The 23,140-nt window shown below is 65.8% G+C and carries 25 protein-coding genes and 1 pseudogene; 15 read left to right on the top strand and 11 right to left on the bottom strand.

From position 1 onward, the window contains the following. Positions 1-81 precede the first annotated feature (81 nt). The gene (locus ABUE31_RS01395) at positions 82-456 is read left to right on the top strand and encodes a DUF1428 domain-containing protein (RefSeq protein ID WP_367721681.1); all 375 of its coding nucleotides are present in this window, start codon (positions 82-84) and stop codon (positions 454-456) included. Between the two features lie 27 nt (positions 457-483). On the opposite strand, the gene ABUE31_RS01390 is transcribed toward ABUE31_RS01395, so the two are convergent. Then, positions 484-861 (bottom strand): peptidase, encoded by a 378-nt coding sequence (locus tag ABUE31_RS01390; protein ID WP_367721680.1) that lies wholly within the window; start codon positions 859-861, stop codon positions 484-486. Positions 862-1,220: 359 nt separating this feature from the next. On the opposite strand from ABUE31_RS01390, the gene ABUE31_RS01385 reads away from it, so the two are divergent. The 3 genes from ABUE31_RS01385 (at position 1,221) to ABUE31_RS01375 (ending at position 2,649) form a co-directional block, all read left to right on the top strand. Next, positions 1,221-1,433 carry a cold-shock protein gene (locus ABUE31_RS01385; protein WP_367721679.1) on the top strand — a complete coding sequence of 71 codons (213 nt, stop codon included), beginning with the start codon at positions 1,221-1,223 and terminating at the stop codon, positions 1,431-1,433. Between the two features lie 393 nt (positions 1,434-1,826). Further along, positions 1,827-2,039 carry a cold-shock protein gene (locus ABUE31_RS01380; RefSeq protein ID WP_367721678.1) on the top strand — a complete coding sequence of 71 codons (213 nt, stop codon included), beginning with the start codon at positions 1,827-1,829 and terminating at the stop codon, positions 2,037-2,039. Between the two features lie 199 nt (positions 2,040-2,238). Further along, positions 2,239-2,649, top strand: a complete 411-nt coding sequence (locus ABUE31_RS01375; RefSeq protein ID WP_367721677.1) for a BA14K family protein — start codon at positions 2,239-2,241, stop codon at positions 2,647-2,649. Positions 2,650-2,715: 66 nt separating this feature from the next. On the opposite strand, the gene ABUE31_RS01370 is transcribed toward ABUE31_RS01375, so the two are convergent. From ABUE31_RS01370 to ABUE31_RS01360, 3 genes are all read right to left on the bottom strand, one after another. Continuing rightward, complete coding sequence (locus ABUE31_RS01370; protein WP_367721676.1) at positions 2,716-3,357, bottom strand: MBL fold metallo-hydrolase; 642 nt, start codon at positions 3,355-3,357, stop codon at positions 2,716-2,718. A gap of 129 nt (positions 3,358-3,486) precedes the next feature. Further along, complete coding sequence (locus ABUE31_RS01365; RefSeq protein WP_367721675.1) at positions 3,487-3,783, bottom strand: hypothetical protein; 297 nt, start codon at positions 3,781-3,783, stop codon at positions 3,487-3,489. A gap of 139 nt (positions 3,784-3,922) precedes the next feature. Next, the gene (locus ABUE31_RS01360; RefSeq protein ID WP_367721674.1) at positions 3,923-4,813 is read right to left on the bottom strand and encodes a branched-chain amino acid aminotransferase; all 891 of its coding nucleotides are present in this window, start codon (positions 4,811-4,813) and stop codon (positions 3,923-3,925) included. A gap of 251 nt (positions 4,814-5,064) precedes the next feature. On the opposite strand from ABUE31_RS01360, the gene ABUE31_RS01355 reads away from it, so the two are divergent. Then, positions 5,065-5,601, top strand: coding sequence for a MarR family winged helix-turn-helix transcriptional regulator (locus ABUE31_RS01355; protein WP_367721673.1), 537 nt, complete (start codon positions 5,065-5,067; stop codon positions 5,599-5,601). Continuing rightward, positions 5,588-6,307 (top strand): response regulator, encoded by a 720-nt coding sequence (locus tag ABUE31_RS01350; RefSeq protein WP_367721672.1) that lies wholly within the window; start codon positions 5,588-5,590, stop codon positions 6,305-6,307. Before ABUE31_RS01355 ends, ABUE31_RS01350 begins: the two co-directional genes overlap by 14 nt. 8 nt (positions 6,308-6,315) lie before the next feature. Here ABUE31_RS01350 and cls read toward each other — a convergent pair whose 3' ends face one another. Further along, positions 6,316-7,755 (bottom strand): cardiolipin synthase, encoded by a 1,440-nt coding sequence (gene cls / locus ABUE31_RS01345; RefSeq protein WP_367721671.1) that lies wholly within the window; start codon positions 7,753-7,755, stop codon positions 6,316-6,318. Between the two features lie 350 nt (positions 7,756-8,105). On the opposite strand from cls, the gene ABUE31_RS01340 reads away from it, so the two are divergent. The 3 genes from ABUE31_RS01340 to ABUE31_RS01330 all read left to right on the top strand — a co-directional run bounded on the left by ABUE31_RS01340 (position 8,106) and on the right by ABUE31_RS01330 (position 12,536). After that, complete coding sequence (locus ABUE31_RS01340; protein WP_367722497.1) at positions 8,106-9,401, top strand: ATP-binding protein; 1,296 nt, start codon at positions 8,106-8,108, stop codon at positions 9,399-9,401. A 151-nt stretch (positions 9,402-9,552) separates the two neighbouring features. After that, positions 9,553-11,352 (top strand): NAD(P)-binding domain-containing protein, encoded by a 1,800-nt coding sequence (locus ABUE31_RS01335; protein WP_367721670.1) that lies wholly within the window; start codon positions 9,553-9,555, stop codon positions 11,350-11,352. 170 nt (positions 11,353-11,522) lie between these two features. Then, on the top strand, positions 11,523-12,536 hold the full coding sequence (locus ABUE31_RS01330) for a glycosyltransferase family 4 protein (RefSeq protein ID WP_367722496.1): 1,014 nt from the start codon (positions 11,523-11,525) through the stop codon (positions 12,534-12,536). Here ABUE31_RS01330 and ABUE31_RS01325 read toward each other — a convergent pair. The 3 genes from ABUE31_RS01325 to ABUE31_RS01315 form a co-directional block, all read right to left on the bottom strand. Continuing rightward, positions 12,533-12,892, bottom strand: coding sequence for a tRNA-binding protein (locus ABUE31_RS01325; protein WP_367721669.1), 360 nt, complete (start codon positions 12,890-12,892; stop codon positions 12,533-12,535). The genes ABUE31_RS01330 and ABUE31_RS01325 overlap by 4 nt on opposite strands. A gap of 7 nt (positions 12,893-12,899) precedes the next feature. After that, complete coding sequence (locus ABUE31_RS01320) at positions 12,900-13,400, bottom strand: type III secretion system chaperone family protein (protein ID WP_367721668.1); 501 nt, start codon at positions 13,398-13,400, stop codon at positions 12,900-12,902. 317 nt (positions 13,401-13,717) lie between these two features. Then, complete coding sequence (locus ABUE31_RS01315) at positions 13,718-14,032, bottom strand: accessory factor UbiK family protein (RefSeq protein WP_367721667.1); 315 nt, start codon at positions 14,030-14,032, stop codon at positions 13,718-13,720. Between the two features lie 154 nt (positions 14,033-14,186). On the opposite strand from ABUE31_RS01315, the gene lgt reads away from it, so the two are divergent. From lgt to ABUE31_RS01285, 6 genes are all read left to right on the top strand, one after another. Continuing rightward, complete coding sequence (gene lgt / locus ABUE31_RS01310) at positions 14,187-15,077, top strand: prolipoprotein diacylglyceryl transferase (protein WP_367721666.1); 891 nt, start codon at positions 14,187-14,189, stop codon at positions 15,075-15,077. After that, positions 15,074-16,162 carry a class I SAM-dependent methyltransferase gene (locus ABUE31_RS01305; RefSeq protein WP_367721665.1) on the top strand — a complete coding sequence of 363 codons (1,089 nt, stop codon included), beginning with the start codon at positions 15,074-15,076 and terminating at the stop codon, positions 16,160-16,162. The genes lgt and ABUE31_RS01305 overlap by 4 nt, the downstream gene beginning before the upstream one ends. 91 nt (positions 16,163-16,253) lie before the next feature. Further along, positions 16,254-17,048 (top strand): peptidoglycan editing factor PgeF, encoded by a 795-nt coding sequence (gene pgeF, locus ABUE31_RS01300; RefSeq protein WP_367722495.1) that lies wholly within the window; start codon positions 16,254-16,256, stop codon positions 17,046-17,048. Further along, positions 17,048-18,199, top strand: coding sequence for a M24 family metallopeptidase (locus ABUE31_RS01295; protein WP_367721664.1), 1,152 nt, complete (start codon positions 17,048-17,050; stop codon positions 18,197-18,199). Before pgeF ends, ABUE31_RS01295 begins: the two co-directional genes overlap by 1 nt. A gap of 109 nt (positions 18,200-18,308) precedes the next feature. Further along, positions 18,309-18,881: a hypothetical protein gene (locus tag ABUE31_RS01290; protein WP_367721663.1), complete on the top strand. Its 573-nt coding sequence runs from the start codon at positions 18,309-18,311 to the stop codon at positions 18,879-18,881. A gap of 108 nt (positions 18,882-18,989) precedes the next feature. Next, a complete protein-coding gene (locus ABUE31_RS01285) occupies positions 18,990-19,925 on the top strand; it encodes a ribose-phosphate pyrophosphokinase (protein WP_367721662.1) in 936 nt (311 codons plus the stop codon). Between the two features lie 16 nt (positions 19,926-19,941). On the opposite strand, the gene chrA is transcribed toward ABUE31_RS01285, so the two are convergent. The 3 genes and pseudogenes from chrA to ABUE31_RS01270 all read right to left on the bottom strand — a co-directional run bounded on the left by chrA (position 19,942) and on the right by ABUE31_RS01270 (position 22,952). Further along, the gene (gene chrA / locus ABUE31_RS01280) at positions 19,942-21,267 is read right to left on the bottom strand and encodes a chromate efflux transporter (RefSeq protein ID WP_367721661.1); all 1,326 of its coding nucleotides are present in this window, start codon (positions 21,265-21,267) and stop codon (positions 19,942-19,944) included. A 1-nt stretch (position 21,268) separates the two neighbouring features. Next, a pseudogene (locus ABUE31_RS01275) lies at positions 21,269-22,067 on the bottom strand (chromate resistance protein ChrB domain-containing protein). A 120-nt stretch (positions 22,068-22,187) separates the two neighbouring features. Continuing rightward, positions 22,188-22,952 (bottom strand): sulfite exporter TauE/SafE family protein, encoded by a 765-nt coding sequence (locus ABUE31_RS01270; protein ID WP_367721660.1) that lies wholly within the window; start codon positions 22,950-22,952, stop codon positions 22,188-22,190. Positions 22,953-23,140: the final 188 nt, after the last annotated feature.

Genomic DNA, 23,140 nt, shown 5'->3' with positions numbered 1-23,140 from the left:
GGAAGTCTTCCAGACAGAACGGGCCGGTGTCGGATCGACGCCGGCTCGTTCGTCCTTGAAGGGACAACGATGGAGACGATCATGGCCTATGTAGACGGTTTCGTGCTCGCCGTGCCGAAAGCGCGGTTGGACGAATACAAGGATATGGCCCGCAGGGCCGGCACGGTCTGGATGGACCACGGCGCACTGAGTTACGTCGAGGCGATTGGCGACGACGTGCCCTACGGCGAACTGACCTCGTTCCCGCGCGCGGTGCAGGCAAGGGACGACGAGGTCGTGGTCTTCGCGTGGGTGACCTACGAATCCAGGAACGAGCGCGACCGCATCCTCAAGCTGGTGATGGATGACGAGCGCATGCAGGGCGACAGGGACACGATGCCCTTCGACGGCAAGCGCCTGATCTTCGGCGGTTTCGAGGCGTTCATCCAGGTCCAGCCGGGCGGCGGCGAGCCCTGACTCTCGGCCGCCGGGAACCGTTTCGCGTCAGCACTCGCCCCGGCCGACGACGCGCCATCCGGCGGCGTCCGCCTCGCAGGCATTGCCGAAGGTGCGCAATTGCCCGCGCCGCTGTGCGCAGACCGGCCGGTACTCCCGGGTGCAGAAGCGCTGCTCGCCTTCATTGTTCCCGCGCCGGCATTCGCCGCGATGGACGACGCGGTAGCCCGCGCGATCGGCCAGGCAGGCGTTGGCGAAGGTCCGCCGCTCGCCAGCGGCCAGGGCACAGACCGGCCGGTAGTCGCGCGTGCAATATCCGGGACCGGGACCGGGTCCCGGCTCCTCGACAACGACGGTACAGGCCGAAAGAAGGATCAGCGCGCCGAGCGCGGCTACAACGCCACGTAGAAAAATTACACTATCCATAAATGCCGGCTCTCCTCTTCGTTGCCTGGCAACAGACAGGCGATCCTTCACGATGAACGGAGGCAAGGCAAGGCACGTCCGGCGGGCTGTGCATGGTGGTCCTCGGCCATGCCGTGACGGCAATCGGCTTGTCAGCGCTTTGGTTCCATGCCATAAAAACCGCCGTTCGGGCGTTTGCTGACCCGGAGACTGGAACGTTTGATCGGCCCTTTCCCCGTAAATGTGAATTTCTGACGCCTCGCTTTGGCGGGGGGTATATCTGTGCGTGAATGCACGGCCGCCAAGACAGAACCGGGCCCTGACCGCCGGGCGATGCGGCGGATCTGGGACCAGACGAGCAACGGGCGAAGGAGTTATCCATGTCCCAGACTGGTACCGTGAAGTTCTTCAATGCAACCAAGGGTTTCGGCTTCATCACGCCGGACGGCGGCGCCAAGGACGTCTTCGTCCACATTTCCGCAATCGAGAAGTCCGGCCTGCACACGCTCGTTGACGGGCAGAAGGTCACCTTCGACGTTGAGCCCGACCGCATGGGCAAAGGCCCGAAGGCGGTCAACCTGCGCGCCGACTGAAGTGTGACGCCGCTTCCGGCGGCTTCGGAATGAAAACGGGGAACGGCGCGATATCGCCGTTCCCCGTTTCCGTTTGGGGTGCCCCCTCTCGCTGCGGCGATCGTGTTCGGCACCTGTTTCGGCGCGGCCGTGCAACGAAAGGCGGACGTGGGGTCACCTGGCTGGGTCAAGTTTCCGCTTGCCCGTGGACCAAAAATGAAGGAAAAATTTGGGCTCGGGCATGTGCCGGCCCGGAGACGGAAGTGGACTGCGCCCGGAAACAGGGGTCCAGGCGTACCGTAGACAGAGGACGAAAAGTCCCATGCGGAAGAACCTTCCCATATCCCCCGGCGGATGCCGGAGCCGGTCGATGAGGGTTCGGCCGGCAAGCAGACTGGGATAGAGGAGTTTCCCATGCCGCAGACCGGCACAGTCAAGTTCTTCAATCACGCCAAGGGGTTCGGCTTCATTACGCCGGAAGGCGGAGAGAAAGACGTTTTCGTCCATATTTCGGCAGTACAGGCGTCCGGCTTGCCGGGGCTTGAGGACGGCCAGAAGGTCAGTTTCGATACCGAACCGGACAAGCGCGGCAAGGGTCCCAAGGCGGTCAACCTGACCGTCATCTGACCTTCGTGGCGGCAACAGCCGCCACGAACTCTCTCAAAGGGCAGTCGTTGCCGAGATTTTAGCCGGCATCTTGGCGGGCGGTGGCTTCGTACGCCGCCTCTTCCGACCGTCGGACATCGTTCAGGCAGCATTCACGTTGGTCTTCATAGTCTGCGTTCCATGACCGGGCCTTCTTCGGGCCGGTGCAAAGGAGACGACTATGAACAGGCTACTGAAGACCGTCGTTCTGTCCCTGGCGGTCGGCGCCACCACGCTTGCCACCTTGCCGGCGGCCAGCGCCGGCGACCGATACTGGCGGCATTCGGGCCGGCACTATCATTCCGGCGGCAACGATCTCGCCGTGGCAGGCATCCTCGGGCTGGCGGCCGGCGCGCTCGCCGTCGGGCTCGCGTCGCGCCCGGCGCCGGTCTACGTCGAGCCATACCGCGACGTCCCGCGCTACCCGGTCCGCGACTACCCCGAACCGGTCTACGACGATTATGCAGGCGGTCTCGAGCCGTGGAGCCGCGCATGGTACGACTACTGCTCCGACCGCTACCGCAGCTTCAAGCCGCGCAGCGGCACCTTCACCGGCTATGACGGTCGCGAGCATTTCTGCGTCGCCGACTGACGCCCGTAACACAAGTTCAGCCCGGGATCGCCCCGGCCGCCGCCCCCGCCGGGGGCGATCCGGGTTTCAGACCAGAAAGGGATTTCCGCGCCGCTCCTCGCCGAGCCGCCCGCCCGGTCCGTGCCCGCAGATGAAGCCGACGTCGTCGCCGAGCGGCAGGAGCTTCTCCTTGATCGAGCGGATCAGCGCGTCATGGTCGCCGCCCGGCAGGTCCGTGCGCCCGATCGAGCCGCGAAAGAGCACGTCGCCGACATGCGCGAAACGGGCGTCGCGATTGTAGAACACCACATGGCCCGGCGCGTGCCCCGGGCAGTGCAGGACCTCGAACACGTGGCTCCCGAAGGAGACTGTTTCGCCTTCGTTCAGGAACCGGTCGGGCTGGCAGTTGCGGGCGCCGTCGCTCAACCCGAACCGCCTGGCCTGGTCTTCGATGTTGTCGAGCAGCGGCGTGTCGGCCTCGTGCGGGCCGATGATGTCGACCCCGAGCGCTTCCTTGAGGTCCATCGCCCCGCCGGCATGGTCGATGTGTCCGTGCGTGATCCAGATCGCCACGACCTTGATGCCGTGCTCCTTGATGACGCCGAGAATCGTATCGACGTCTCCGCCGGGATCGACGACGACGCCGGTCTTGTCGTCGGTGTCGAACAGGATCGTGCAGTTCTGCTGGAACGGCGTGACCGGCACCACCCCGGCGTTGAGTTGACCCATGCGGAGTTCCTCGCTTGCGCATTGTCCAGGACGTTTCGGGACGGGATAGTGCGATCGGCGCGCCAGCGCAAATGAAACGGGCGGCCCCAGAGGCCGCCCGCAGAGATCTTTGTGGGCAGCGCCGCGAGGCTACTTCTTCATCGCGCCCATAACGGCGCCGACGATCGCCGTCAGGATGGCGCCGCCGCCGGCGCCGCCGACCACGTCGCCCAGCAGACCGCCCATCGCGCCTGTCGTGGCCGGGTCCATGCCGGCGCCGCCGCCGAGTAGACTTCCCAGAATGGCGCCGCCGCCGAGACCGCCGACCGCGCCGGCCAGGATCTTCGGCAATTGCCCCATTGCTGCCTGCTTCAACGCCGCGCCGACCGCCTGGCCGCCGATGATACCCGTGACCACCTGTATGATGATTGGAAGAAGCGCTTCCATTGCCAGTCCTCCAGGAAAGCCGATTTCGCACGAATCGGCCCGACAATCAGACGCCGACTGCTACGAAAGTCAAACATGGCCGAGCACAAGCAAAAGGGGCGGCCGAACGGCCGCCCCTTGAGACAGGTCGGGTGAAATACTATTCCGCAGCGATGGCGTGCTTCGGCTGCACCTCGGCGGAATAGTCGTTCATCAGTGTCTCGGCGATCGTGCCGACCGTGAATTTGTAGGGCCCGATCTCGGAGACCGGCGTCACCTCCGCGGCCGTTCCGGTCAGGAAGCACTGCTCGAAACCTTCCATTTCCTCGGGCATGATGATCCGCTCGATCACCTCGATGCCGCGACGCTTCGCAAGGTCGATCACCGTGCGGCGCGTGATGCCGTCGAGGAAGCAGTCGGGCTTCGGCGTATGGATCTTGCCATCCTTGACGAAGAACACGTTGGCACCGGTCGCCTCGGCAACCTGGCCGCGCCAGTCGAACATCAGCGCGTCGGCATAACCCTTGGCTTCGGCGGCGTGCTTGGAGATCGTGCAGATCATGTAGAGGCCGGCCGCCTTCGACTTCGATGGCGCCGTACGCGGGTCGGGACGGCGGTATTCGGCGATGTCGAGCCGGATGCCCTTCAGTTTCTGGGCCGGGTCGAAATAGCTCGGCCACTGCCAGATCGCGATGGCGCAGTTGATGCGGTTGTTCTGCGCCGAAACGCCCATCTGCTCGCTGCCGCGCCAGGCGATCGGCCGAACGTAGGCGTCCTTGAAGCCCTGCTTCTTGAGCAGCGTCCGGCAGGCGTCGTCGATCTCTTCGACGCTGTAGGGAATCTTGAAGCCGAGAATGCGCGCCGATTCATGCAGCCGCTCGGTATGCTCGGTGAGCTTGAAGATCTCGCCGCCATAGGCGCGCTCGCCCTCGAACACGGCGCTGGCATAGTGCAGGCCGTGCGTCAGCACGTGAATCTTCGCATCCGCCCACTGGACGAACTCCCCGTTCATCCAGATGAATCCGTCGAGCTTGTCGAAGGACGTTGTCATTTGGAGTTCCTCCCGCGGGTCCGCGCCCGATCCATCGTTGATCTCTCGATACAGGCCGGGCAGATAGCATCACTGCGCGGCCAAAGCTTGGCGGATCGCGACCACGAAGGCAAATTTGCGGAAATTCCGGAAAAACCGGAAGCTGCTTGCCTTTTCGTTCGCAATCGGCCGAATACCTTGGCAAAAATTACCAGAGCTCCAAAAATATGTCAATGGTGCTGACGTATTTTGGAATCGAGCTAGGATGACACATGGCCGAGAGCGCCTCGAAACCGATCAGGACCGCCATCACCAGCGACGACGGCATCGATTTTGCAATCATCGAACTGTTCTTTTTCGCCTACCGCGACTTTACCTCCGACCCGGACGAGATCCTTGCCGACTACGGCTTTGGCCGGGCGCATCACCGTGTGCTGCATTTCGTCAACCGGATGCCCGGCCTGACGGTGGCCGAACTCCTGGACGTGCTGAAGATCACCAAGCAGAGCCTTGCGCGCGTGCTCAAGCAGCTGATCGACACCGGCCATGTCATCCAGGTCCAGGGTCCTCGCGACCGCCGCCAGCGCGAGCTCTACCCGACAGCCAAGGGCCGCGCGCTGGCGCTCGCCCTAGCAAGGCCACAGTCGCGCCGCATCCATGAAGCGCTGCAGGGAGGGAATGCCGCCGACCGGAGCGCCATCGAGCGCTTCCTGAAGGCCATGGTCAATCCCGAACTCAGGACCCAGTTCGACAGTCTGCCGTCCGGCGGCGCCGGGCCAAGCGCGGGGAAGACCGATGGAAACCAGTGACAGGGCCGCAGGCGCCACGCCCCCCGGAGACGACGCGCCGCATCTGCTCGTCGTCGACGACGACACCCGCATCCGCAACCTGCTCAAGCAGTATCTCAGCGAAAACGGCTTTCGAGTGACGGTCGCGGGCAACGCCGCCGAGGCCCGCCGCAAGCTCGAAGGGCTCGATTTCGACCTGCTGATCGTCGACGTCATGATGCCGGGCGAGAACGGCGTCGACCTGACCAAGTCGCTGCGTGCGCAGAAGGACGTTCCCATCCTGATGCTGACGGCGCTGTCCGAGACCGACAGCCGCATCGCCGGGCTCGAGGCCGGCGCCGACGACTATCTGCCAAAGCCGTTCGACCCGCGCGAGCTCATCCTGCGCATCGGCAACATCCTGAGACGCGGCGGACCGGCCGCGACACCCAAGGTCGAGCAGCTCGTCTTCGGCCCCTATACGTTCCAGATCGCCCGGCGCGAGCTGAAGCGCGGCGGCGAGCCGCTGAAGCTGACCGACCGCGAGCGAGAGATCCTCGCCATATTCGCCGGTCGCGCCGGCGAGACCATTCCCCGCCACGAACTCGTGGCCGGAGAGGCCGATGTCGGCGAACGCACGATCGACGTGCAGATCAACCGCCTTCGCCGCAAGATCGAGCGTGATCCGGCCAACCCGGTCTGGCTGCAGACCGTCCGCGGCGTCGGCTACCGGCTCAGCATCGAGTAGTCCGCCCGTCAGAACAGCGGGCCGAGAATGGCAATGGTGTTGTTGAGCAGCCTGCGCGGCAGCGACCAGCGCGCCACCTGGCCGCGCGTCACCTCCCTCGAATGCGCGATGTACTCCTTCTGGCGCGCACGCATCGCCTGCGTCAGTTCGCGGTCGTGGACGAGGATGTTGTTCTCGTAGTTGAGGTCCATGCTGCGGCGATCCATGTTCGCCGATCCGATCAGCATGAGTTCGCCGTCGACCGTCAGCGACTTCGTGTGCAGCAGCCCGCCGACATATTCGTGGATCTTGACCCCTGCCGCCAGAAGGTCGGCGTAGTAGCTGTGGCTGGCCCACGCCACGATCATGGAATCGTTGCGCGCCGGAAAGATTATGGTCGTGTCGACGCCGCGGTATGCCGTCGCGCAAATAGCGTTCTGCAGCGCGTCGTCGGGAACGTAGTAGGGCGTCGTGATGATGACTTCGCGTCGCGCCGAAAGCAGGAGCGACTGGAAGATTTCCTGCATCGCCGAATAGCGCACGGTCGGCCCGGTGCCGATCACTTGGGCCGGCATCGATGTCGTGTCCTCTGGCGGCGGCGACGGCGTCAGCAGATACCCGATGTCTTCCTTCACGCCCGCCATCCAGTCGCCCGCGAACAGCAGCTGGTTCTGGTGCGCGATCGGCCCCTCGAAGCGGACCACGGCATCGACCCAGGGCGCATAGCGCGCCTTCACCCTGAATTCCGGATCCGCGCAGTTCTGGCTGCCGCAATAGGTGATCCATCCGTCGATCACCACGATCTTGCGGTGATTCCTCAGGTCGATGCGGCTGGTCATCAGCCGCAGAAGCGGATTGCCCACCGCCAGGCCGCTTGCGGTCCGGATGCCGGCGTCGCGCATCGCCTGCCAGTGCGGCGAACGGACCAGCGCGCGCGAGCCGATGTCGTCGACCATCACCCGGCAGGTCACACCACGCGCCGCCGCCCGCTCCAGCGCCTCGATCACCTTGCGTCCGTTGTTGTCGGCAAGCCAGATGTAGAACAGCAGGTGTACATGGTTCTTCGCGGCGTCGATGTCGGCGACCATCGCGTCGATCGTCGCGTTGGAATCGGCGAGCAGCGTTCCCTTGTTGCCGCCGATCGGCCGGAAGCCGCTGATCGAATGGCCGAGCCGGAACAGGTTCCTGAACCGCCAGGGGACGATTTCGTCGTCACCCTCGATGTATGCCGGCATCCGGGCCAGCGCCTCGCGCACCCTGGCGACGCGGCGTCGGCCGATGCTCACCTCCCCCAGCAGCAGGTACGCCACCATGCCGACGAGCGGCACCGCGCCGACGACCACGAGCCAGGCGACGCGCGAGGCCGGCGTCCGATTGGGTCGGAGCACGATGCGCGCCATGACGACCAGCGTCAGGACGAGGTTGAGGAGCGGAAAGATGCTGAGCAGATCGTAGCCTAGGACGGTCATGGCATGTTCGGCTGAATGAAACGAAATACGTGCAAACGACGGCGCATTTGCGCATAGAATTGCCCGAAAAGACACCGGGTGCGGTGCCGGCCCTGCCGAAACGCGGCGATCGCGCAACATGCGCTTTGAAACCTGGCGCCTGGCCGAACGGTTTCCGAACCGAGCCGCGTAGCCTAGTATGAGCGTCGCGGTCTCAAGACGAGGCCGGCGCGAATGGAACCACGATGGCGACCACCGAGATCGAGGCGCGGGGAAAGCAGGAAGGCGGCGGCTTGCTCGCGCGCTTCAAGCGCGCGTCCGGCGTCGTCTCGTCGAGTTGGAACCGGTTCTGGCGCCGCGTCGGCATCTACATGCCGAAAAGGCTCTACGCACGATCGCTGATCATCGTCATCACGCCGATGATCCTGCTCCAGTCGGTCGTCACGCTGGTCTTCATGGAGCGCCACTGGCAGACGGTCACGCAACGCCTGTCGACCGCCACGACGCGCGATCTGGCCGCGATCATCGACATGATCGAGACCTATCCGCACGATGCCGACTACTCCAATGCGATCCGCATCGCACAGGAGCGGCTGTCGATGAAGATCGACATCCTGCCGCCGGACCCGTTGCCCCCGCCCGGGCGCAAGCCATTCTTCTCGATCCTCGACCAGATCCTGTCCGCCGAGATCACCAGGCGCATCGACCGCCCCTTCTGGATCGACACGGTCGGCGATTCCGACGTCCTCGAGGTGCGCATACAGCTCGAGGGCAAGGTCCTTCGCGCCTTCATCCGGCGCAACCAGGCCTATGCGTCCAACACCCACATCTTCCTCGTCTGGATGGTCGGCACGTCGCTCGTGCTGCTGATGATCGCGATCCCCTTCCTGCGCAACCAGATCAAGCCGATCCTCAAGCTCGCAGAAGCCGCGGAGAGTTTCGGCAAGGGGCGACCGATGCCGCAGGACTTCCGCCCGCGCGGCGCCGAGGAGGTGCGCCGGGCCGGTCTCGCCTTCATCCAGATGCGCGAACGCATCGAACGCCAGATCGAGCAGCGCACGGCCATGCTGTCGGGCGTCAGCCATGACCTCAGGACCATCCTGACGCGCTTCAAGCTGCAGCTTGCGCTGTCCGGTTCGAAGCCCGACATCGCGGCGCTGAACCGCGACATTGACGACATGCAGTCCATGCTGGAAGGCTATCTCGAATTTGCCCGCGGCGAAGCGGCCGAGGATCCTGGCCGCTTCGACCTCGCCGGCTATTTCGAGACGCTCGGCAAGGAAGCGGAGCTCAGGCAGCGGGGGCTGACTACATCGCTCGCCGGCGACCCGACGATCCATGTGCGCCCCAACGCCTTCTTGCGGCTGCTCGCGAACGTCGTCGGCAACGCGCTGCGCTACGCGGAGAATATCCGCGTCGACGCCGTGCACACCAGGGGCTCGCTGACCGTCATCGTCGACGACGACGGTCCAGGCGTGCCCGAGGAGCGCCGCGAGGATGTCTTCAAGCCCTTCGTGCGGCTCGACGAAGCGCGCAACCTCGACTCCAGCGGCACGGGGCTCGGCCTGCCGATCGCCCGCGACATCGCGCGCAGCCACGGCGGCGACATCACGCTCGACAACAGTCCGCTCGGCGGGTTGCGGGTTATCATTCGCGTTCCGGCCTGAGCCACGTCTTCAGCCCGGCCGGCAGTTCATCCATCCACGATCCTGCATCAGGCAACATCGGTCTGGCGCAAGCGGCGATCTTGCCGATACTGTGCGGCGTGCTGCCTGGGAGGAGCCAGGAGGCGGACGATAGCCAAGGCCCGGAGGAGACATGCTCGAAAAGACTGCGAATGCGAAACTGTCGGAGTTCCTCGACCGCTTCGGCGGTGCGCTTGCGGCGCGCGACATCGATGCCGCGACAGCCCTGTTCCGGGACGACTGCTACTGGCGCGACCTAGTGACGTTCACCTGGAACATCAGGACGCTCGAAGGCAAGGATGCGATCCGCGACATGCTTGAGAACCAGCTCGACGCCACCGCCCCGTCCGGCTGGACGAGAGCGCCCGGCGAGGACGCCAGCGAAACCGGCGGCCTGCTCGAAGGCTGGTTCACCTTCGAAACGGGAGTGGCTCGCGGCATTGGCCATGTCAGGCTCAAGAACGGCCTGGTCTGGACCCTGCTAACCAGCATGGTCGAGCTCAAGGGCCATGAGGAGCCGCTCGGTTCCGCCCGTCCGCTCGGCGTCCCCCACCGTTCCGACATGGATGCCGCGAGCTGGCAGGAGGAACGCGAGGCGGAAACCGCCGAACTCGGCCGTTCGCGCCAACCCTATTGCCTCATCATCGGCGGCGGCCAGGGCGCCATTGGGCTCGGCGCACGCCTGAAGCAGCTCGGCGTGCCGACGATCATCGTCGAGAAGAACGAACGTCCCGGCGACAGCTGGCGCAAGCGCTACAAGTCGCTCTGTCTGCACGACCCGGTCTGGTACGATCACATGCCCTATCTGCCGTTTCCTGCGAACTGGCCGGTTTTTTCGCCGAAGGACAAGATCGGCGATTGGCTCGAGATGTACGCCAGGGTCATGGAACTGAACTATTGGGGCTCGACCGAGGCAAAAAGCGCCAGCTACGACGAGGCGAAGGGCGAATGGTCCGTCATCGTCGACCGGGCCGGCGAGACGATCGAACTGCGGCCGAAGCAGTTGGTCTTCGCGACCGGCATGGCCAGCAAGCCCATCGTCCCCGAGCTTCCGGGCCAGGACGTCTTCAAGGGCGACCTGCACCATTCCTCGCGGCATCCCGGGCCTGACGGCTACGCAGGCAAGCGCGCGGTGGTGATCGGCTCCAACACGTCGGCGCACGACATCTGCGCAGCACTTTGGTCGGCCGGCGCCGACGTCACGATGGTTCAGCGCTCGCCGACCCACGTGGTCCGCTCCGAACCGCTGACCGAGCTTGCCACCGGCCTCCTCTATTCCGAAAAGGCGCTGGCCGACGGCATCACCACCGAGAAGGCCGACCTGATCTCGGCCTCGGTTCCCTACCGGCTGATGCCCGAGTTCCAGAAGCCTATCTACGACAACATCCGCGCATTGGACGCCGACTTCTACGCGGCACTCGCCGACAGCGGCTTCCTGCTCGACTGGGGCGACGACGAATCCGGCCTTTTCATGAAGTATGTGCGCCGCGGCTCGGGCTACTACATCGACGTCGGCGCCAGCCAGATGATCATCGACGGCAAGATCAAGCTGAAGGTCGGCCAGGTCGACCACTTCACGGAGACGTCGGTGGTCCTGGAGGACGGCACCGCCCTGCCCGCCGATCTCGTGGTCTACGCCACCGGCTTCGGGTCGATGAACGGCTGGGTGGCCGACCTGGTGAGCCAGGAGGTCGCCGACCGCGTCGGCAGGGTCTGGGGGTTAGGCTCGGACACGACCAAGGATCCCGGTCCCTGGGAAGGCGAGCCGCGCAACATGTGGAAGCCGACCCAGCAGGCCGCCTTGTGGTTCCACGGCGGAAACCTGCACCAGTCGCGCCACAACTCGCTGTTCCTGGCGCTGCAGTTGAAGGCGCGCATGGAGGGCATCCCGACACCTGTCTACGGGCTGCAGGAGGTCCATCACCGGAACTGACCGGAACCCGGCATTCCCGCGCCTTCGGCCGATTCATGCGCATGTCATGAAACGATGCTCAAAGGCGCGCCATGCACCAGGTTCGAATCAGCGCCGATCCGAGCTCGTTCGAAAAGGCCCGGGACGGTCGCGCCGTCGCGCGCTGGGTCGATGGCCCGAAACGCATCCTGATGGTCACCGACGCCTGGCGGCCGCAGGTCAACGGCGTCGTCCATACGCTCGAGCGACTGACCGCCACGCTGCAGACGTTCGGCGTCACGGTCGAGTTCCTCACGCCGGCCCGGTTCAAGACGCTGCCGATGCCGACCTATCCGGACATCAGGCTGGCGCTGACGACGCCCGGCCGGGTGTGCCGGCTGATCGACGAAAGCAAGACCGACCACGTGCACATCGTGACCGAGGGTCCGCTCGGCATGATGGCGCGGCGCTACTGCCGCGCGCGCGGCCTGCCGTTCACCACGAGCTATCACACCCGTTTTCCCGAATATGTGGCCGCCCGCTTGCCCATCCCGCAGGACTGGACCTACCGCTGGCTGCGGAACTTCCACAATTCCGGCAACGGCACGATGGTGGCGACGCCGTCGATGGCGCGCGACCTCGAGACGCGCGGCTTCGACAAGCTGCAGCCGTGGACGCGCGGCGTCGATGTCGAGCATTTCAGCCCCGACAAGCGCGACGACCTCGACTTTCCACGCCCGATCTTCCTGTGCGTCGGCCGCGTCGCGGTGGAGAAGAACCTGCCCGCCTTCCTCGACCTGGACCTTCCGGGAAGCAAGCTGGTCGTCGGCGAGGGTCCTGAACTCGAACGTCTCAAAGCAAAATATCCGGACGCGCATTTCCTCGGCCACAGGCCCAATAACGAACTTGCCCGCCTCTATGCGTCGGCGGATGTCTTCGTGTTTCCGAGCCGCACCGACACATTCGGCAACGTCATCATCGAAGCGCTGGCGAGCGGCACCCCGGTCGCCGGCTTCCCGGTGACCGGCCCGATCGACATCGTCGGCGACGGTTTCGGCGGCATCGTCTCGGAAGATTTGCGGCAGGCGGCGCTGACTGCGCTCGACGTCGACCGCGCCGCGGCCCGGGAGCGCGCCTTGCGCTACACCTGGACTGCGTGCGCGGAGATGTACATGGACAACATCTGCGCCGCGCGGGCGTCCGCCGTGGCAGCGAAAGCCGCCTAAAACAGCCCGCCGCCGTCCGGCACCTTGCGCTCGATGGCGCCCAGCACGACGTCGCCTTGCTCGTCGGGGAAGCCCAGCGTCAGCACCTCCGACATGAACGGGCCGATCTGGCGCGGCGCGAAATTGACCACCGCGAACACCTGCCGGCCGACCAGCGTCTCGGGCGTGTAGTATTTGGTGATCTGCGCCGAGGACTTCTTCACGCCGATCGGCGCGCCAAAATCGATCTTCAGCTTGAGCGCCGGCTTGCGCGCCTCGGGAAACGGCTCGGCCTCGATGATCGTGCCGGCGCGGATGTCGACCCGGTCGAAGTCCGCGAAGCTGATCTCCGCCTTCCGCTCGCCAGTTGCACGCATCGTCGCGTCAGGCGTTGCCGTGCGTTTCGAAGAGCACGCTTGAAAGCGCGTCCTTGGCCGACGTGCCGGACCACACGACGAACTGGAACGACTGGAAGTAGCATTCGCAGGCCTCCAGCGCCGAGGACAGCAGCACCTCGACCTGTGCGCTGGTCGGCTCCGCTCCGCCCGCCAGCAGCAGCGACTGGCGGAACATTATCGCGCCTTCCTGCTCCCAGAGGTCGAAATGGCCAAACAGCATCTGCTCGTTGATGAGCGAAAGCAGCCGCATCACCTCGAGCGTACGGGTCTCCGGCACCTTGATGTCGAAGGCGCAGGCGAGGTGAAGCGCCTCGAAATCCTCCATCCAGGAAAAGGAGACGTGGTAGTCCGTCCAGCCACCGGCGACCGAGATCGAGATTTCATCGTCACCGGTTCGCTCGAAGGCCCAGTCGTTGCTGTGCGCCACCTGCTCGATCACATCCACCGGATGGATCTCGCGGGCGATATCGAGTTCGATCAGTTCCATGTAAATCTTCCTGTCGTTCCGGGAGCACCCGACGCGCTCCGCGCAAAGGGCACACGACGAACAATTTCGTAATCGAACTCAGACGGCAGGACACACGACGGGCCTTCTGCCGGACCCCACACCCCACTGCATGACCCGGCTTCGAATCATGCAACAAATTCAGTCTATTGATGCAGAGTCGCGTGACCAGCCCCTTTTTGAGGCAAGGCCCTACGCGGGTGTGGAAACCGCTCTCGGCAAAGATTCACGCACCCCCGGTAAGCGATTCAGGAACAATCGCTTTTCGCCGATCGGGCTTTGTGGAAAAGTTTAAGAAATTATTTTTTTGCGCGCGGCTTGGACGCCGTTTCCGGACTGGTATCGCCTCCGGCGGAGCCAGTCAGAGCCGCGATTTTCGCCTCAAGCTCGGCTACCCTTGCGGCAAGCGCCTTGTTTTCGGCCCGCGCCTTCACCGCCATGTCACGCGCCGCCTCGAACTCCTCGCGCTGCACGACATCCATGGAGTTCAGCATCTTTTCGGCCTGCGCCCTGAACGCCGTCTCGACTTCCCGGCGCACGCCCTGGGCCGCGCCGGCGGTGTCGGTCAACAGCTTGGCGAATTCGTCGAGGATGCGGTTGGGTCCGGTCGACATCGCAAATCTCCTGGGCGGATCTCGTGGCGCCTTCGCTTGACCTAGTGGCGCGAAGGCCGGAATGCAAGCCTTGGCGGCGCGGCGATCCGCCCGCCTTGACCCCGCCATGCCCCTGCAGCATGGTCCGCGCCGACTGACGAGCGGAGTACCTCCAGTGATCGACCTCATGATGCTGCCGCTTGCGGCTTTGCCGTTCCCCGACATCGACCCGGTCATCGTCCAGATCGGCCCCCTCGCCATCCACTGGTACGGCGTCGGCTACGTCGTCGGCATCCTGTTTGCCTGGTGGTACGGCCGGCGCCTCGTCACCAACCCGCGGCTGTGGCCCGAGGGCGTCAAGCCGATGCGGCCGGAGGACATCGACGACTTCCTCGTCTGGGCCGCAATCGGCGTCGTGCTCGGCGGCCGCGTCGGCTACATCCTGTTCTACGACTTCGCCCGCTACCTCGCCAATCCACTCGACATCTTCGCCGTCTGGCAGGGCGGCATGTCGTTCCATGGCGGTTTCGCCGGCGTGACGATCGCCATGATCCTGTTCGCCCGTTCGCGCGGGATCGGCATCTGGACGCTGTTCGACGTCATCTCCGCCGGCGTGCCGGTGGGACTGGGCCTTGTCCGTGTCACCAATTTCATCAACGCCGAGCTTTGGGGAAGGCCTACCGACGCCCCGTCAGGCGTCATCTTCTGCAACGATCGTCTTCGAGAGTTGGGAGGCGGCCAGTGCATCGCTGGTGAATTCGCCCGCCACCCCAGCCAGCTCTATGAAGCCGCGCTCGAAGGGCTCGTCCTGTTCCTGGCGATGCGATTGCTGACGCACACCTTCCTGAGGCTGAAGAATCCCGGCTGCGTCTCCGGCACCTTCCTTGCCGGCTACGGCATGTCGCGCATTTTCGTCGAGTTCTTCCGCGAGCCCGACGCCCATATCGGCTATCTCGCCGGCGGCTGGCTGACGATGGGCATGGTGCTGTCGGCGCCGATGGTGCTGTTCGGCCTCTGGGCCATCCTGCGCTCGAGGTCGCAGACGGCGCAGTCCGCCAGGGCATGAACAGCCTAGCCGAGCGGATCGCCGGACAGATCCGCGCTGCCGGGCCACTCTCGGTCGCGGACTACATGGCGATCTGCCTGTTCGATCCCGAGGACGGCTACTACACGAATCGCGAACCCTTCGGCGCCGCCGGCGATTTCGTCACGGCGCCGGAAGTCAGCCAGATGTTCGGCGAACTGGTCGCCGTGTGGCTTAGCGAAGCCTGGCGCGCCGCCGGCTGTCCGCCCGAGGCGACGGTCGCCGAGGTCGGGCCGGGGCGCGGCACCCTGATGAAGGACATGGCCCGCACGCTGCGCCGCATCGCGCCCGACCTCTGCGCGGGAGCGGGCTTTGCGCTGGTCGAGGCCAGCCCGCGTCTTGCGGCCGTGCAGCGCGCGACGCTTGCCGGCGCCGGCCCCGACTTCACCTGGCACGATACGCTCGACAGCCTGCCCGACGCCCCCCTGTTCATCGTCGGCAACGAGATCTTCGACGCTCTGCCGCTGCGCCAGTTCGTCAAGCGCGACGGCAGATGGCTGGAGCGCGCGATCGGGCTCGGCGACAATGGCGGGTTCATCTTCGGGATCGGCACGGCGACACTCGCCGCCGACGCGTTGCCGCCGGGGGCTGCGAGCAAGCCGGACGGAACCGTCTTCGAGATCGCGCCCGTGCGCGAGGCGATGATGGCGATGATCGGGGCCCGCATCGCGCGGCGGGGCGGCGCCGGCATCTTCTTCGACTACGGGCATCTCGCGCCCGGTTTCGGCGACACCTTCCAGGCCGTCCGCCGGCATCGTGGGGCCGACGTGTTCGGCGATCCCGGGCAGGCCGACCTCACCTCGCATGTCGACTTCGCGGCACTGGCCCGCGTCGCGCAAGCGCATGGGTTGCAGGCCGAGATGTCTACACAGGCGGAGTTCCTGCTCGGCATGGGCCTGCTGGAGCGCGCCGGGCGGCTCGGACAGGCCGCAGATGAAACCGCGCGCGAAAAGATCGCATCCGAGGTCGAGCGCCTCGCCGGACCGGACCAGATGGGGGATTTGTTCAAGGTGCTCGCCGTGCTTCCGACCGGGGTCGACGCCCCGCCCTTCCCCGGCGCGAGTTGACTTGGCCAGACCGCTGGCCCACTCTCCGCCCGGTTTCGCGGAGGTGGCTCCTGTATTGACGAAACCCCTTTCCGAAACGCACAAGACGGCCATGCTGACGAGAACACGACCGGATCCGCTCCGTTCCCCGCTGCTCGACGCGATCGCCCCGGCGGGCATCAGGCACGGCTTCTTCACCAGGGTGGGTGGCGTGTCGGAGGGCCTGTACCGCGGGCTGAACACGGGCTCCGGATCGGCCGACGACCAGGAACTGGTGCGCGAGAATCGTCGCCGCATCGCCGAGTGGATGGGCGTCTCCGCCGACCGCCTGCTGACGGCCCACCAGGTGCATTCACCTGACGTCATCGTGGCGCGCGAGCCGTTCCCGGGCGACCGGCCGAAGGTCGACGCCATCGTCACCGACCGGCCGGGCATCGCCGTCGGCGCCTCCTCGGCCGATTGCGGCCCCGTGCTGTTCGCCGACCCCGAGGCGCGCGTCGTCGGCGCGGCGCATGCCGGCTGGAAGGGCGCGTTCACCGGCGTTCTCGAGAACACCATCGCGACGATGGTGACGCTCGGCGCGCGCCGCGACAATATTATCGCTGTGCTCGGCCCCTCGATCAGCGCCGTCAACTACGAGGTCGGCCCCGAGTTCGTCGACCGCTTCGTCGCCGCCAATCCCGCCAACAGCGGCTACTTCACGCCGTCCAGAAACCCCGGCCATGCCATGTTCAACCTGAACGCCTACACGGTCGACCGCCTGGCCGCGGCGGGCGTGGCGGCCGCCATGCTCGGCCGATGCACCTACGCCGACGAAGATCTCTTCTATTCATACCGCCGGGCCACGCATCGCTCCGAATCGGATTATGGCCGGCACATCTCCGCGATTGTCCTGGAGCAGATTTGATGGCCCTGCATTTTGAACGATCCGAATTCGACGCCCGGCGCGACCGGCTGCTGATCGAGATGGCCGAGAAGAAGCTCGACGCCGTTCTGCTGTTCGCACAGGATAGCATGTACTGGCTCACCGGCTACGACACGTTCGGCTTCTGCTTTTTTCAGTCGTTGGTGGTGAAGTCCGACGGCTCGATGGTTCTGCTCACCCGTTCGGCCGACCTGCGCCAGGCCCGCCACACGTCGATCATCGAGAACATCGTGGTCTGGACGGATCGCGACGGCGCCAACCCCGCCGTCGACCTGCGCAACCTCCTCAACGACCTCGATCTGCTCGGCAAGCGCATCGGCATAGAGTACGACACGCATGGGCTGACCGCGCTCAACGGCCGCCGCCTCGACGAACAGCTCCAGACCTTCGGGCAGATCGCCGACGCGTCCGGCATGGTCGGCCGCCTCAGGCTGTTCAAGAGCCCCGCCGAGGTCAAGAAGGCGGAGCGGGCCGCCGAACTGGCGGACGACGCGCTGGACGCCGCCCTTCCGCTGATCAAGCAGGGCGGCGACGAGGCGGCGATCCTGGCGGCCATGCAGGGCGCCATCTTCGCCGGCGGCGGCGACTATCCCGCCAACGAGTTCATCATCGGCTCCGGTCCGGACGCCCTGCTCTGCCGCTACAAGGCCGGTCGCCGCAAGCTCACCAAGAACGACCAGCTCACGCTGGAATGGGCCGGCGTCTTCCACCACTACCATGCCGCCATGATGCGCACGGTCCTGACCGGCAAGCCGTCCAAGCGGCATCTCGAACTGTTCGAGGCGGCCAGGGACGCCATCGTCGCCGTCGAGAAGGCGATGACCCCGGGCAACACATTCGGCGACGTCTTCGACGCCCACGCCCGCACCATGGAGGCGCACGGGCTGACCAAGCACCGGCTGAACGCCTGCGGCTACTCGCTCGGCGCCCGCTTCGCGCCGGCGTGGATGGACATGCCGATGTTCTACCAGGGCAATCCCGAGCCGATCGCCCCCAGCATGACGCTGTTTGCCCACATGATCATCATGGACTCCGAAACCGAGACCGCGATGACGCTGGGGCGCACCTATCTGACAACCGATTCGCAGCCGAAACCGCTGTCGCGCCATGATCTCGACTTGATCGTGCGGTGACGATGTTGCACGTATTTGTCAGCTAAGCATCGGACCCGAAAGCGCCGAGCGGTTCGGGGAACTCGTTGACTGAGCAAAGTCTAGTATCGCGTTGGAGGGAGACCGGGGCATGAAGCGACTGCCTTTCCTGGCTGGATCGCTGCTTGCCGCGATTGCCGCAACGGCCTGCTCGAGCACCCAGGACGTGCTCGAACCCTCGGCCATCGCTGCCTCGCCGCCCGCGCCGGGTGATCTGCAGTCGGAAACGCAGGCCGGCCTGGCCGTGCAGACCGCGTCGACCGGCGCCGGCGCGCCGCTCAACCCCGGCATCGCCCAGCGCACCCGCTTGCGCTTCGACCCGATCGTCGGCGCCACCGTCGACGCCGCCACGCCGCTGACCGAGCGGCTTGCCCAGCGCGCGCGGGCGCGCGGCATCAGGCTTGCCGGCAATGCCGACCCGTCGACCACCCATGTTCTGAAGGGCTACTTCTCGACGCTGACCGAGGGCGGCCGCACCACGGTCATCTACGTCTGGGACGTCTACGACACGGCCGGAAACAGGCTCCATCGCATCAACGGCCAGCAGAAAGCGCCGGCCGGCAAGGGCGAGGGCTGGGCCTCGGTGCCGCCGGCAACCATGCAGGCAATTGCGGATTCGACGGTCGACCAACTGACTTCGTGGCTCGCAAGCAGCACCGGATGACGGCGGCAGGCGTCGAATCTTTGGGTTAATTGCTGTCTGGCGCTTGCAATGCCGGCGCTTGGCGCTAAAAGCCCGATCATCATCCAGGCAACACCGCCGAGACGCTTCATGAAACTTTTCGCGGGCAATTCCAACCGGGTGCTGGCCGAGGCAGTAGCGCGCTACCTCAATATCCCGATCGGAAAGGCAAGCGTCAGACGGTTCGCGGACCAGGAAATCTTCGTCGAGATCCAGGAGAACGTGCGCGGCGAGGATGTCTTCATCCTGCAGTCCACGTCCTATCCGACGAACGACCACCTGATGGAACTCTTGATCATGATCGATGCGTTCATGCGCTCCTCGGCGCGGCGCATCACGGCGGTCATTCCCTATTTCGGCTATGCCCGGCAGGACCGTCGCGCCTCGGGCCGCACGCCGATCTCGGCCAAGCTGGTCGCCAATATGATCGCCCGGGCCGGAGCCGACCGCGTGCTCACCCTCGATCTCCACGCCGGCCAGATCCAGGGCTTCTTCGACATCCCGACCGACAACCTGTTCTCGATCCCGGTCATGGCCCGCGACGTGAAGGCGAAGTACAAGCAGCTGGCCAACGTCATGGTGGTCTCGCCCGACGTCGGCGGCGTGGTGCGGGCGCGCGCGCTCGCCAAGCGCATCGACGCCCAGCTCTCCATCGTCGACAAGCGGCGCGAGCGTCCCGGCGAGTCCGAAGTGATGAACATCATCGGCGACGTGCGCGGCAAGGACTGCCTGCTGATCGACGACATCGTGGATTCGGGCGGCACGCTGTGCAACGCGGCCGACGCCCTGCTTGCCAACGGCGCGACCAGCGTCACCGCCTACATCACCCACGGCGTACTGTCGGGCGGCGCTGTCGCCAGGATCGCCGGCTCCAAGCTGCAGGAACTGGTCATCACCGACTCGATCCAGCCGACCTCCAGCGTCGATGCCGCCGCCAACATCCGCGTCGTGTCCATCGCCGACCTGATCGGCGAGGCGATCTCGCGGACCGCGACCGAAGAATCGGTCTCCAGCCTCTTCGACTGACCGCGCCGGCGAAGCGCTAGACCAGCGTCCACGCGACACCGGCGAGCGCCGCCACGACAAGTACCGCGATCATGTTCGCCTTGTAGCGGATCAGCGCGACGCCCGCGCCGAAGGCGATCAGCGCCGCGGCGGCGTCAAGCGTCGCCAACCGGGGCATCGGCAGATGCAGCGGACCAAGCACGACATCGCCGACGCCGGCGAACAGCACATGCATTGCAAACCAGAGCCCCAGGCTTGCGATGACGCCGACGACGGCGGCAGTCACCGCAGCCAGCGCGCCGGCCAGCCAGCGCACGCCGCGCAGCGTCTCGACATAGGGCGCGCCGACGAAAATCCACAGGAAGCACGGCACGAAGGTGAACCATAGCGTCACCCCTGCGCCCATCATCCCACCGGCCAGCGGCTCCCAGCCGGACAGGCGCGCGCCACCGAGAAAGCCGACGAACACCAGCACCAGGATCAGCGGACCGGGGGTCGTCTCGGCGAGGCCGAGGCCCGTCAGCATCTCGTCCGGCTTCAACCAGCCGTGGATCTCGACCGCCTGCTGGGCGACATAGGCGAGCACGGCATAGGCCCCGCCGAAAGTGACTGTCGCCATCTTGGAGAAGAACTCCGCCTCGGCGGCGAACACATGGCCCCTGCCAAAAACCAGCAGGATCGCAACCAGCGGGCCGAACCAGATCGCCAGCCAGACCGCGAGCGTCGACACGAAACGCACCGCGCTCGGCTGGGTCCACTCGGGCATTGCCGCCACATCGTCTATTCGTCTCGCCTCCCCTGCTCCGGTCCCGCCGGACAAATGGCCAAGCGCACCGGCGAGGGCCGCCGCGCCGATCACCAGGGGAAACGGCAGCTTCAGGAAGGCGATCGCAACGAACGCGGCCACCGCCATGAGCGCCATGGCCAGGCTGCCGATCGCCCGCCTGGCGACCCGGATCAACGCTTCCAGGACCACCGCCAGCACCGCCGCCTTCAGGCCGAACAGCAGTCCCTGAATCACCGGCACGTGGCCAAGCATGGCGTAGAGAGCCGACAGCAGCACGATGATGGCCGCACCCGGCAGAACGAAAAGCAGCCCGGCCACGAGTCCACCGCGCACCCCATGCAGCAGCCAGCCGACATAGGTGGCGAGTTGCATGGCTTCCGGCCCCGGCAGGAGCATGCAGTAGTTCAGCGCATGCAGGAAACGCTTCTCGTCCAGCCACCGCTTCTCGTCGACCAGGATACGGTGCATCAGCGCGATCTGGCCGGCCGGCCCGCCGAAAGACAGCAGGCCGATGCGGCCGAAGGCGCGCGTCGTTTCGGAGAACGAGGGGGCCGGCCCCTCCAGGTTGGTGTTCATCTCACGCCGCCCTTGCCGGCCAGTTGTGCGTCTCGTCTCTCGCATGCCGACACCAGCCGTAGAGCCCGTCGTACACGATCATCCCCTTCTCCAGTTGTGCGTGATCGTCGTCCTCGACGGCCGAAAGGCCAAGCGACAGGGCAAGAAGTCCCGCGGCCTGCGGCTCAAGATCAAGCCGCGCCGTGTCGGCTCCCCGCACGATGCGGGCAAGGTGCAGGAGAGCGGGATCCGTCAGGCGGAACTCCGACAGCAGCGTGTCGAAGGTGCATTCGTCGGCGCGGTGCGAATAGTCAACGCCCGCGATGTCGAAGGGGATGGCGCCGATCTCGTCTGCGACGTCCCCGACCCATTCCGCCGCGACGAAATGAACGACCGCGAGCGGATCGATGAAACGCCGGATCAGCCAGGGGCAGGCGATGCGGTCGATTTTCGGCCGCGTCCGCGTCACCCATTCGCTCGGGCGCTGCGTTGCCGGGTCCAGTCCGGGCGCGGTTCGCGCCAGCACCACCCGCCTCCTCCCATGCATCGATCCCGCCTTCGAGCATCAGCGCATCCGCGCCGGCGGCGCGCAGCCTCGCCAGCGCGATCTCGCTGACTTTGTGCCCGTGGGCGCAATAGACGACGATCCGGCGTCCCCCGGGCAACAGGGGCAGCCATTGATCGACTTTCGTGTGGTCGCGCCAGAGGCTGGCCGCGATTCGTGTCGGCGCCTCGGCGAAGACCGTGTCTCGGCGCACGTCAACGATCAGCGGGCATTTTTCGGCGCCGACGAGGCGGATCAATTCTTGCGATGAGATCATCCTGGGCATGGCTTTCCTCCGCACAGTCCTGCGAAGGCGGAACTTGGGCCATCCGGCCTCACGGGGAGTCCACCATGCCCCCGACTTGCGAATTCTATTTGAAAGCGCGCGCTGCTTCAATCACCGAAGGACGCCGTCCAGGACCGGCAGGCTGATGATGGCGGCCGCGGCGATCAGGCTGTAGCAGGTGCGCCTGAAAACGGCCTCGTTGGCGCGGCTGAACAGGCGCGCCCCGGCGAACAGTCCGAAGCCGAACGAGGGGCCGATGATCATAGACAGCGTTACCGATTCCGGCGTGATAATTCCCGCCGTCAGGTAGGCCGCGACCGACAGCACGCTCGAAATCGCGAAATAGAGCACGATGTTGGCGCGGACCGTCTGCGGCGAGATGGCCGCGCCCAGCCAGTAGGCGACGACCGGCGGGCCGCCGACCTGGGCCGCACCGGAGAACAGGCCCGACAGGAGCCCGACCGCGCCGGTCAGACCGGCATGCGGGCGACCGTGATAGCGCCATCCCGACATCAAGAGCGCAAGCAGTGCGACGACGATACCGACGATCGCCCAGCGGATGACGATGCCGTCGACATGGGTCAGCAGGTAGGTGCCCACCGGGACGCCGAGCGCCGCGCCCGCCGCCATCAAACCGACATTGGCGCGGTCCGCGTTGCGCCATGCCTTGGGGATGAGGGCCGGCGTCAGCACGAGGTCGACGATCAGCAGCAGCGGCACGGCCAGCTTCGGCCCGATGATCGAGCTGGCGATCGGCACGAAGATGAGAGCGCCGCCAAATCCCGAGAATCCCCGTGCGCATCCGGCCACCAGCGCGGTGACCGCAAGCACCGCGAGGCTGCCCGCCGACAGATTGACCGGAACAAGTTCGTGCATCCGCTGCGCCGGACCGTGACCTCAAGACTTCCGGCGTGATAGACAAGGCTGGCGGCGGATGCGAGCGGCCACAGCCGCTTTTGCAGGCTGCCAGGACGCGAATCGCCCGTCTTGCGCCGTTCGCCACCTTCCGCTATAGGACCGCCACCCGCGTAGACACCCTTGGAGGCAACGCGGACGAGGGCCGC

This window comes from Mesorhizobium marinum (genome assembly GCF_040813675.1).
Taxonomy (GTDB): Bacteria; Pseudomonadota; Alphaproteobacteria; order Rhizobiales; family Rhizobiaceae; genus Mesorhizobium_K; species Mesorhizobium_K marinum.
The sequence above is the reverse complement of the archived record's forward strand: the minus strand, read 5'-3'. Positions and strand labels throughout refer to the sequence as shown.

Bases quoted from the DNA above. Each gene is read 5' to 3' on its own strand.
- ABUE31_RS01395 (WP_367721681.1), top strand. From the start codon at position 82: ATGGCCTATGTAGACGGTTTCGTGCTCGCCGTGCCGAAAGCGCGGTTG.
- ABUE31_RS01390 (WP_367721680.1), bottom strand. From the start codon at position 861: ATGGATAGTGTAATTTTTCTACGTGGCGTTGTAGCCGCGCTCGGCGCG.
- ABUE31_RS01385 (WP_367721679.1), top strand. From the start codon at position 1,221: ATGTCCCAGACTGGTACCGTGAAGTTCTTCAATGCAACCAAGGGTTTC.
- ABUE31_RS01380 (WP_367721678.1), top strand. From the start codon at position 1,827: ATGCCGCAGACCGGCACAGTCAAGTTCTTCAATCACGCCAAGGGGTTC.
- ABUE31_RS01375 (WP_367721677.1), top strand. From the start codon at position 2,239: ATGAACAGGCTACTGAAGACCGTCGTTCTGTCCCTGGCGGTCGGCGCC.
- ABUE31_RS01370 (WP_367721676.1), bottom strand. From the start codon at position 3,357: ATGGGTCAACTCAACGCCGGGGTGGTGCCGGTCACGCCGTTCCAGCAG.
- ABUE31_RS01365 (WP_367721675.1), bottom strand. From the start codon at position 3,783: ATGGAAGCGCTTCTTCCAATCATCATACAGGTGGTCACGGGTATCATC.
- ABUE31_RS01360 (WP_367721674.1), bottom strand. From the start codon at position 4,813: ATGACAACGTCCTTCGACAAGCTCGACGGATTCATCTGGATGAACGGG.
- ABUE31_RS01355 (WP_367721673.1), top strand. From the start codon at position 5,065: ATGGCCGAGAGCGCCTCGAAACCGATCAGGACCGCCATCACCAGCGAC.
- ABUE31_RS01350 (WP_367721672.1), top strand. From the start codon at position 5,588: ATGGAAACCAGTGACAGGGCCGCAGGCGCCACGCCCCCCGGAGACGAC.
- cls (WP_367721671.1), bottom strand. From the start codon at position 7,755: ATGACCGTCCTAGGCTACGATCTGCTCAGCATCTTTCCGCTCCTCAAC.
- ABUE31_RS01340 (WP_367722497.1), top strand. From the start codon at position 8,106: ATGCCGAAAAGGCTCTACGCACGATCGCTGATCATCGTCATCACGCCG.
- ABUE31_RS01335 (WP_367721670.1), top strand. From the start codon at position 9,553: ATGCTCGAAAAGACTGCGAATGCGAAACTGTCGGAGTTCCTCGACCGC.
- ABUE31_RS01330 (WP_367722496.1), top strand. From the start codon at position 11,523: ATGGTCACCGACGCCTGGCGGCCGCAGGTCAACGGCGTCGTCCATACG.
- ABUE31_RS01325 (WP_367721669.1), bottom strand. From the start codon at position 12,892: ATGCGTGCAACTGGCGAGCGGAAGGCGGAGATCAGCTTCGCGGACTTC.
- ABUE31_RS01320 (WP_367721668.1), bottom strand. From the start codon at position 13,400: ATGGAACTGATCGAACTCGATATCGCCCGCGAGATCCATCCGGTGGAT.
- ABUE31_RS01315 (WP_367721667.1), bottom strand. From the start codon at position 14,032: ATGTCGACCGGACCCAACCGCATCCTCGACGAATTCGCCAAGCTGTTG.
- ABUE31_RS01305 (WP_367721665.1), top strand. From the start codon at position 15,074: ATGAACAGCCTAGCCGAGCGGATCGCCGGACAGATCCGCGCTGCCGGG.
- pgeF (WP_367722495.1), top strand. From the start codon at position 16,254: ATGCTGACGAGAACACGACCGGATCCGCTCCGTTCCCCGCTGCTCGAC.
- ABUE31_RS01295 (WP_367721664.1), top strand. From the start codon at position 17,048: ATGGCCCTGCATTTTGAACGATCCGAATTCGACGCCCGGCGCGACCGG.
- ABUE31_RS01290 (WP_367721663.1), top strand. From the start codon at position 18,309: ATGAAGCGACTGCCTTTCCTGGCTGGATCGCTGCTTGCCGCGATTGCC.
- ABUE31_RS01285 (WP_367721662.1), top strand. From the start codon at position 18,990: ATGAAACTTTTCGCGGGCAATTCCAACCGGGTGCTGGCCGAGGCAGTA.
- chrA (WP_367721661.1), bottom strand. From the start codon at position 21,267: ATGAACACCAACCTGGAGGGGCCGGCCCCCTCGTTCTCCGAAACGACG.
- ABUE31_RS01270 (WP_367721660.1), bottom strand. From the start codon at position 22,952: ATGCACGAACTTGTTCCGGTCAATCTGTCGGCGGGCAGCCTCGCGGTG.